The following is a 7,450-nucleotide window of genomic DNA, read 5'->3' as shown; positions in this document are numbered from 1 at the left end:
CGCGCATAATTTGTTCGCTGAAAGCGAACAAATTCCACACTTGCAGACTGAGAAGTGTTTTTTTCGACGTACACGCCGCCGCAAAAAACGGATTAAACTTGCTTTGCCGCCTGCGGGCGGCAAACTCTGCGAGGCTTTTGGGACGGCCTCATGTAATATATCCCCGCCCGGGAGGCTTCCCGCCTCCCGGGCACCCCGAACCATACAAACCGCCCCGGAATATTGAAGGAGGAAATATCGCTCATGGAAAAAATCAAGATGGTCACCCCCCTGGTGGAGATGGACGGCGACGAAATGACCCGCATCCTGTGGCAGATGATCAAGGACCAGCTGATCCTGCCCTTTGTGGACCTGAAAACCGAGTATTATGACCTGGGCCTGCTGCACCGCAACGAGACCCAGGATCAGGTCACCGTGGACGCCGCCAACGCCACCCGCCGCCTGGGTGTGGCCGTGAAGTGCGCCACCATCACCCCCAACAAGCAGCGCATGGAGGAATATCCCCAGCTGACCCAGATGTGGAAAAGCCCCAACGGCACCATCCGCTCCATTCTGGACGGCACCGTGTTCCGGGCCCCCATCCTCATCGACAGCATCCACCCGGTGGTGAAGAACTGGAAAAAGCCCATCACCATCGCCCGTCACGCCTATGGCGACGTGTATAAGAGCGTGGATCTGTACACCACCGAGCCCGGCGAGTGCACCATGACCTTCAAGGGCCAGAGCGGCGAGGAAAAGACCCTGCTGGTGCAGAAGGTGGACGGTCCCGCCGTGTGGCAGGGCGCCCACAACAAGGAAAAGAGCATCCGCTCCTTCGCCCGGGCCTGCTTCCAGTACGCCATCGACACCCGCCAGGACCTGTGGTTCTCCACCAAGGATACCATCGCCAAGGTCTACGACGGCGAGTTCAAGAAGGTGTTCGAGGAGGAGTTTGAAAGCTACAAGGCTAAGTTCGACGAGCTGGGCATCACCTATTTCTATACCCTGATCGACGACGCCGTGGCCCGCGTCATCCGCAGCCAGGGCGGCTTCATCTGGGCCTGCAAGAACTATGACGGCGACGTCATGAGCGACATGGTGTCCACCGCCTTCGGAAGCCTTGCCATGATGACCTCCGTTCTGGTGTCCCCCGACGGCACCACCGAATATGAGGCCGCCCACGGCACCGTCACCAAGCACTATTACAAGCACCTGAAGGGTGAGCAGACCTCCACCAACCCCATGGCCACCATTTTTGCCTGGTCCGGTGCGCTGCGCAAGCGGGGCCAGCTGGACGGCACCCCGGACCTGTCCGCCTTTGCCGACAAGCTGGAGGCCGCCTGCTTCGAGACCCTGGGCGACGGCATCATGACCAAGGACCTGGTGGGCCTGGTGGACGAGGGCACCCCCGTCACCGCCGTCAACAGCAGTGAATTCATCGGCGCGATCCACGACCGTCTGGCCGCGAAGCTGTAAAAAAGGGAGGCAGAGAAATGAACCTGCTCATCACCGCCACCGCCGGCACCATGGAGTCCAACGACATCATGGTCACTCTGGAGCCCGCCCAGTCCGGCGGCATCCAGATCAGCCTGACCAGCAACGTTCTTCAGCAGTTCGGCCGCCAGATCGAGGCCGTCATCCGGGACACCCTGACCCACTACGGCATTGAGAATGCCGAGGTCACCGCCGTGGACAAGGGCGCCCTGGACTGCACCGTCCGGGCCCGGGTCACCGCCGCCATTTTCCGGTCCGCCCAGTCCGACGCCTATGAATGGGAGGTCAAATAACATGTATGTGAAAGACAGACTGCGCCGCAGTATGATGTTCGTGCCCGGCAACAACCCCGGCATGATCCGCGACGCCCATATCTACGGGGCCGACTCCATCATGTTCGACCTGGAGGACTCCGTGGCCTATACCGAAAAGGACACCGCCCGCTTCCTGGTGTATAACGCCCTGAAGACCCTGCACTTCGGCTCCAAGGAGACCGTGGTCCGCATCAACGACCTGTCCAGCGGCCTGGGTATCAAGGATCTGGAGGCCGTGGTCCGGGCCGGGGTACAGGTGGTGCGCCTGCCCAAAACCGACAGCGCCCAGGACGTCATCGACTGCGAGCGGGAGATCGAGCGCATCGAGCGGGAGTCCGGGATCCCCGTGGGCACCACCGGCATGATGGCCGCCATTGAAAGCGCCAACGGCGTGCTCCACGCCGCCGAGATCGCCCACGCCAGCGACCGCCTCATCGGCATCGCTCTGGGAGCCGAGGACTATGTCACCGACCTGAAAACCACCCGCTCCGACGGCATCGAGCTGCTGTTTGCCCGCTGCATGATCCTCAACGCCGCCCGCTCCGCCGGTATCGCCGCCCTGGATACGGTGTATTCCGACGTCAACAACGAGGAGGGCTTCATCGCCGAGGCCACCCTCATCAAGAAGCTGGGCTTCGACGGCAAGTCCGTGATCAATCCCCGCCAGATCGAGCCTCTGCACCATGTGTTCATGCCCAGCGAGAAGGACCTGAACAAGGCCCGGGCCATTATGGACGCCATCGCCGAGGCCAACGCCCGGGGCAGCGGCGTGGCCAGCCTCAAGGGCAAGATGATCGACAAGCCCGTGGTCACCCGGGCCAAGCGCCTGCTGGACCTGTACGAGGCCGGCAGCAAGATCGACGAAGTGGAGGAAATTTGACATGATCGAGCTTGAAAAGATCCCGCATATCCACGAGATCAGCAACCACGGGCCGTACCACGGCGCGCGGGAGAAGAACACCGCCACCTTCCAGGCCCGCTCCACCCGTCAGAACAAGCTGGTGCCCTCCCTGGAGGAGGCCATCCGCCGCACCGGCCTGAAGGACGGCATGACCATCAGCTTCCACCACCACTTCCGCAACGGCGACCACATCATCAACACCGTGGTGGATAAGCTGGCGGAAATGGGCTATAAAAACCTGACCCTGGCGGCCAGCTCCCTGGCCGCGGTCCACGCCCCCCTGATCCGCCACATCCAGAACGGCGTCATCACCCATATCGAGACCTCCGGCATGCGGGGCGAGCTGGCCGAGCAGGTGTCCCGGGGCCTCATCGACTGCCCGGTGGTGTTCCGGTCCCACGGCGGCCGGGCCAGCGCCATCCGCTCCGGCGACCTGCACATTGACGTGGCCTTCCTGGGCGCTCCCTCCTGCGACCCCTACGGCAACGCCAACGGCTACAGCCGGGACGACGAGGACGGCATCGCCTGCGGCTCCCTGGGCTATGCCCGCACCGACGCCACCTATGCCGACAACGTCATCGTCATCACCAACCACCTGGTGGCCTATCCCAACGCCCCCTGGGCCATCCCTGAGTTCGAGGTGGACTATGTGGTCATGACCGACGACATCGGCGACCCCAAGGGCATCATGTCCGGGGCCACCCGCTATACCAAGGACCCCAAGGAGCTGCTGATCGCCAAAACCGCCGCCAACGTCATCGAGGCCGCCGGTTATCTGTACGACGGCTTCTCCATGCAGATGGGCTCCGGCGGCGCGTCCCTGGCCACCGCCCGGTTCCTGCGCCAGAAGATGATCGACCAGAACATCCACTGCCGCTTCGCCCTGGGCGGCATCACCGGCCAGATCGCCGCCATGCACGAGGAGGGCCTCATCGACCGCATCCTGGACGTGCAGAGCTTCGACCTGGACGCCGCCAAGAGCCTGAAAAACAACCACTTCCACCACCAGATCAGCGCCAGCTACTACGCCAGCCACACGGTGGCCGCCGCCGTGGACCAGCTGGACTTCGTGATCCTCTCCGCCCTGGAGATCGACACCGACTTCAACGTCAACGTCCTCACCGGCTCCGACGGCGTCATCCGCGGCGCCATCGGCGGCCATCCCGACACGGCGGAGGGGGCCAGCCTCTCCGTGGTGGTGGCTCCCCTGACCCGGGGCCGCATTCCCACCATCGTCAAGCGCGTCAACACCGTGGTCACCCCCGGCGACGTGGTGGACGTGGTGGTCACCGACCAGGGCATCGCCGTGAATCCCCGGCGGCCCGACGTGAAGGAAAAGCTGGAAAAGGCCGGCCTGCACGTGTTTACCATCGAACAGCTCCAGAAGCGGGCCGAGAAGCTCGTGGGCGTGCCCGATCCCATCCGCTATAAGGACCGCATCGTGGGCGTGGTCATGTACCGCGACAACACCATCATCGACGTGATCCGCCAGATCGATGAGGATGCCTGATCTGCGTATTGTAACGGCGCTGCCCCAGTCCCTGCGCCCGGCGTATGAGGCCCTGCTGGCCTCCGCCGGGCTGCGGGACGAGGGAGACGCCGACTGCACGGCCCTGCTGTCGTCCGACGGCGGGGCCCTGCTGGCCTGCGGGTCCGTCAGCGGCCGGGTCCTCAAGCAGATCGCCGTGGCCCCCTGGGCCGAGGGGGACGGGGCCTGCGCCCGGATCATCACCGCCCTGCTGGAGGAGTCCGCCCGGCGGGGCGCAGCCCATCCGTTTCTGTATACCAAGCCGAAAAATGCCCGCCTGTTCCGCAGCCTGGGCTTCTTCCCGGTGGCGGAAACGGCGGACATGCTGATGATGGAGCACCGCCGGGGCGGCGTGGAGCGGTACATCGCCTCCCTTCCGGCGTATGACGGCGAAAGCGGGGCCGTGGTGTGCCACGCCAATCCCTTCACCCGGGGCCACCGGCACCTGGTGGAATATGCCGCCGCCCGCTGTCCCCACCTGTATGTGTTCGTCCTCAGCGAGGAGACCGGGGATTTCCCGGCGGCGGACCGGCTGGAGCTGGTGCGCCGGGGCACGGCGGACCTTCCCAACGTGGACGTGGTCCCCGGCGGGGACTATATCATCTCCCGGGCCACCTTCCCCGCCTATTTCCTCCAGGGGGACCCGGAGCAGGCCCGGTGCGACCTGGAGCTGACCCTGTTCGGAAAGCGCATCGCCCCGGCCCTGGGCATCACCCGGCGGTTCGTGGGCCAGGAGCCCTACTCCCCGGTGACGGCCCGGTATAACCAGCGGATGCAGGCCCTGCTGCCCCAGTGGGGCATCCGCGTGGAGGAAATTCCCCGGCTGGAGGGCATCAGCGCCAGCCGAGTGCGTCAGCTGCTGCGCCAGGGCCGCCTGGCGGAGCTCCAACCCCTGGTGCCGGAGACGACCTATGCATACTGTCGAGATCACTTTGGAACAGGTGCTCCTTGCCCGTGACCGCCGGGTCCTGCGCCAGCGGGCGCTGGCCGCCCGATACGGCGGGACCCTGCTGTCCTTTACCATGAACATCGCCGGTCCCGTGAAGGACGCCCCCCTGGTCCGCCTGGCCTTTCAGGCGGGCCTTGCGGCGCTGGACCGGGACCTGGGCCAGCCGGTGCACCGGGAGCTCATCCAGGCCCCCACCGGCCCCGAGGCCCTGCTGGTCTATGACCGCCCGGCCCCCTGGGTGAAGGAGCGCTGCCTTCTGCTGGAGGAGCGGGAGGCGGTGGGCCGCCTGTATGACCTGGACGTGCTGTCCCCGGAGGGGGAGAAGCTGTCCCGGCCCCAGAGCCGCCGGTGCCTGATCTGCGGCGGGCCGGTGACGGTATGCTCCCGCAGCCGGGCCCACGGTCTGCCCACCATCCGGGCAAGGACCCGGGACATCCTGGCGGACTTTGCCGCCGGGCATCTGTCCGCCCTGGCCCGGCAGGCCCTGGAGGACGAGGTGGACCTGACCCCCAAGCCCGGCCTGGTGGACCGGCGCAACACCGGCGCCCATGACGACATGGACCGCCCCCTGTTTCACCGCAGCGCCGGGGCCTTGGCGCCGTATTTCCGGCAGTTTGCCGCCCGGGGCATGGCCGGGGCCTCGCCCCGGGAGCTGCAAAGCCTGGGCCGTCAGGCGGAGCATGCCATGCTGGACGCCACCGGCGGCGTCAACACCCACAAGGGGGCGCTTTACAGCTTTGCCCTGCTGCTGTCGGCCATGGGCCGGTGCCTGGCGGAGGGCGGCGACCCCTTTGACACCGCCGCCGCCATAGCCGCGGCCCTGCCCCCGGCGGAAAACACCCACGGCAGCGCCGTCCGCAGCCAGTGCGGCGGCGTCCGGCAGGAGGCCCTGTCCGGCTTCCCCACCGCCCGGCATATGCGGGGGATTTTGGAGAGCGCCGGGCCGCTGTCGGCCCTGGTGTGGGCCATGTCCCGGCTGGACGACAGCACCCTGGTCTATCGGGGCGGCCCCCAGGGGCTGGCCTATGTCCGCCGGAGGGCGGCGGAGCTGCTGCGACTACCGGAGGAGGCCCTGCCCCCGGCGCTGGAGGCCCTGGACGACGATCTGATGGCCCGGCGCCTGAGCCCCGGCGGCAGCGCCGATCTGCTGGCCCTGGCCCTGTTCCTCCGCGCCGCCGCCCCGGAGACCTGGCTGTAAAGCGCAAAAATCATCCCCGGAAAGCTATGCTTTCCGGGGATGATTTTTTCACACGGCAGCGGTCTCCTGAGACGGTTCCTTGGCGGGCTCCTCCTGGCAGAAGGGATACTCCAGCATCCGGGGCAGGCGCATATACCGCCGGAAGTCGTTGCAGAAGGCGGCGTACTCATACCCGGTGCAGATGCGCTCGTCCATCACCACGCCGATGGGCATCATCTTCTTGGTCAGGTCGCCGGATATGTAGTTGGGCACAGGCTTGCCCATGCACACGAACACGCTGGTGGTGCCGAATTCATAGCAGTGGTGGTGGATATAGCTGGTCTTGATGGAGGCCAGGTTGGTGATGAACATGCTGGTGTGGAAGGGGGACAGATCGATGATCTTCCGGGGCAGCAGACCGTGCTTATCCAGGTGATAGGCCAGCCACACCACAAATTTCGGCAGCCCCGGCACGGAAAACATGAACTTCGCAAATTTGTCGGTGCTGTTGGACTGATGCTCCGCCTTGTTGGCGTCGATGGCGTCCTTGATCTTCTGGTTCACGGTGAACACCGTGTCGTTCTCGTCCAGATACACCTTCAGCGTGGTCTCGTTGACCACCCCGTCGGCCTGCTTTTTCAGGATCACGAAGGATACGCAGAAGTGGTTGCGGCGATAAATGCGGCCGTTCATCACAAAATAATTGAGCTTTGGATTGCGCAGCACCGCCTTGTAATAGGCGGAGATGATGACGCTCATATGGTTCAGCCGGACTCCGGCCCGGCGGTGGGTGCGGATAAAGTCCTTGATGACCTCCTCGTCGATGTTCTCGGTAACGGAGTTCCATGCGTCGTAGCGCTTGGGCATGATATAGGGGATGGCCGCCACCAGCGGCGGCAGATCCTTTACGCGGGTTCCATCAGGGCGCATTGCGTTGCCCTCCTCTTTTGTCAGATAGAGCTATTATACGGCATCTTTACGGGGATTGCAAGACAGAATGCGCAGCAGACTGCAAGCCTTCTGCCCCAAAAGGGCTTTGCCCTTTTGGGGCAAGCAGAAGCGGGGGGGGGGGGGGGGGGGGGGGGGGGGGGGGGGGGGGGGGGGGGGG

At 65.1% G+C, this 7,450-nt stretch carries 7 protein-coding genes; 6 read left to right on the top strand and 1 reads right to left on the bottom strand.

Translation table 11 applies throughout. The features are described from left to right. The first annotated feature begins 243 nt into the window (after nucleotides 1-243). Genes LKD37_RS16410 through citX form a run of 6 tightly spaced genes read left to right on the top strand, consistent with a single transcriptional unit; the run spans nucleotide 244 to nucleotide 6,363 of the window. Nucleotides 244-1,455: an NADP-dependent isocitrate dehydrogenase gene (locus LKD37_RS16410; protein WP_302930161.1), complete on the top strand. Its 1,212-nt coding sequence runs from the start codon at nucleotides 244-246 to the stop codon at nucleotides 1,453-1,455. A gap of 17 nt (nucleotides 1,456-1,472) precedes the next feature. Further along, on the top strand, nucleotides 1,473-1,766 hold the full coding sequence (citD, locus tag LKD37_RS16405; RefSeq protein WP_302930160.1) for a citrate lyase acyl carrier protein: 294 nt from the start codon (nucleotides 1,473-1,475) through the stop codon (nucleotides 1,764-1,766). Between the two features lies 1 nt (nucleotide 1,767). Then, nucleotides 1,768-2,667 carry a citrate (pro-3S)-lyase subunit beta gene (gene citE / locus LKD37_RS16400; RefSeq protein WP_302930159.1) on the top strand — a complete coding sequence of 300 codons (900 nt, stop codon included), beginning with the start codon at nucleotides 1,768-1,770 and terminating at the stop codon, nucleotides 2,665-2,667. Between the two features lies 1 nt (nucleotide 2,668). Continuing rightward, the gene (gene citF / locus LKD37_RS16395; RefSeq protein ID WP_302930158.1) at nucleotides 2,669-4,198 is read left to right on the top strand and encodes a citrate lyase subunit alpha; all 1,530 of its coding nucleotides are present in this window, start codon (nucleotides 2,669-2,671) and stop codon (nucleotides 4,196-4,198) included. Then, complete coding sequence (citC, locus tag LKD37_RS16390) at nucleotides 4,185-5,174, top strand: [citrate (pro-3S)-lyase] ligase (protein ID WP_302930157.1); 990 nt, start codon at nucleotides 4,185-4,187, stop codon at nucleotides 5,172-5,174. The genes citF and citC overlap by 14 nt, the downstream gene beginning before the upstream one ends. Continuing rightward, nucleotides 5,128-6,363: a citrate lyase holo-[acyl-carrier protein] synthase gene (gene citX / locus LKD37_RS16385; protein WP_302930156.1), complete on the top strand. Its 1,236-nt coding sequence runs from the start codon at nucleotides 5,128-5,130 to the stop codon at nucleotides 6,361-6,363. The genes citC and citX overlap by 47 nt, the downstream gene beginning before the upstream one ends. A gap of 48 nt (nucleotides 6,364-6,411) precedes the next feature. On the opposite strand, the gene LKD37_RS16380 is transcribed toward citX, so the two are convergent. Next, the gene (locus LKD37_RS16380) at nucleotides 6,412-7,272 is read right to left on the bottom strand and encodes a hypothetical protein (RefSeq protein ID WP_302930155.1); all 861 of its coding nucleotides are present in this window, start codon (nucleotides 7,270-7,272) and stop codon (nucleotides 6,412-6,414) included. Nucleotides 7,273-7,450 lie beyond the last annotated feature (178 nt).

Source organism: Brotocaccenecus cirricatena (genome assembly GCF_020687045.1).
GTDB lineage: Bacteria > Bacillota > Clostridia > Oscillospirales > Oscillospiraceae > Vescimonas > Vescimonas cirricatena.
The sequence above is the reverse complement of the archived record's forward strand: the minus strand, read 5'-3'. Positions and strand labels throughout refer to the sequence as shown.